This window comes from Hymenobacter agri, from assembly GCF_054778495.1.
The window spans coordinates 1-1,404 of the sequence record NZ_BAAGZM010000855.1; the positions used below are offsets into that span (position 1 = coordinate 1).

Consider the following 1,404-nt stretch of genomic DNA (forward strand, 5'->3'; position numbering starts at 1 on the left):
TCGGGCAGGGCGGCGGGCCAGCCGTAGGCCTCGGCCACGGCGGCATCGAGCTGCTGGTGCAGGCTGAGCACCACAGAAGCCAGGCCCTGCTGGTTAACGGCCTGGTCTTTGGGGGTGAGGGGCTGGCCCTGGCGCAGCTTCTCCACCACGTTGTAGAGGTCGGTGAGGGTGAGGCTGGGGTGCAGAGCCTGCTGGCGCTTGCGGTGGGCGTCGAGCTGTTCGGCCAGCTCCCGGATGCGGGCCTGCTGCGTGGGCGTGGCGTCGGGGAAGGGGAAGGGGTCGAAGCAGCGGGATTTGTTGTAGCGCGGTCTGTCTTCCAAAGTGCCGCCCGCAGTTAAGGCCCAAACTTTATGAATTCTGCTTGATAAAATGCCAAGATGGTAAGCATCATCAAGAGCAATTGCTACCACCATGTTATCAGGCAAAACCGATTCGTCCAAGAATTGAAACAGCCGATGCTTAGCTGTTTCAACAGTGGCGATATATCGAGACAGCCCTTTCAACGCGGCTCTCATACCCGACCTGGCTTCGCCAAAAATCCACCATCTGTCTCGGTAGCTGGCTCGGTTGTTTTGGTCGCGCTCAGGCTTTACAGTTTCAAAAACATGCTGATAAATGGCCGGAAATCGCTCCAATACTTCGTTAGAAGTCAAGCCATATAAGTCAATGACTTTGACACCTCGCGGCCTGTCTGTCAAGTCGCGGCCATTAGAATAAGTGCGAATGTGCCGTTGAGAATCAGGGTTAGTTTCTAAGCCTAATTCTAAAGCGCGTTCATTTGAAATGATAAAGCCAGCGCCCATAAGTTGAACGCCACGACTTGAAAGGCCGTCATTCGATTTAAGCCCCTCCGCGCTATCCATTGCAGCGCCAACTGACAAATCAGAAAGAATCTGACCTTCCTGAACATCAAAAGTCACTTCAGCCGCTTCGTCGCCTTCGACAGCGGCTTCCGTTTTCAGCACTAGCAGCTGGCCCGAGGATGCAGCTGTGGTCCGCTCGGCTACCGTCATGGCGATGCGCACGGCGGCGCCTTCGGCGGCATCGACCCAGGGGTGGTCGGGAATGGCGAAGGTGAGGGTCAGCGGGGCCGGGTCGCCTTCCAGGAAGGGCTGCATCACGCGGCGGTTGAAGGTTTGCTTGAGGCTGTTGGTGGTGATGAAACCGAACCGCTCGGCGGGGCCGCGCTGCACGGCGGCCGCGGCGTTGTACCACCAGTACATCACCAAATCGGCCGAGTCGGGCACGCGGCCTTTGTAGGCTTTGCGCAGGGCCTCGGTGTAGCCGTCGCCGAGGGCGTCGCGCATGCGGGCCGGCCCCACAAACGGCGGGTTGCCCACGATGAAATCGGCTTCGGGCCACTCGGCGGGTTGGGGGTTGGGGTAGTCGAGCACGGGCGTGCGG

At 59.3% G+C, this 1,404-nt stretch carries 1 protein-coding gene; it reads right to left on the reverse strand.

The window, feature by feature from the left end:
* Positions 1-1,404: type IIL restriction-modification enzyme MmeI (locus ACYVDE_RS22810; RefSeq protein WP_460503830.1), on the reverse strand; the 1,404-nt coding region annotated here is incomplete at both ends.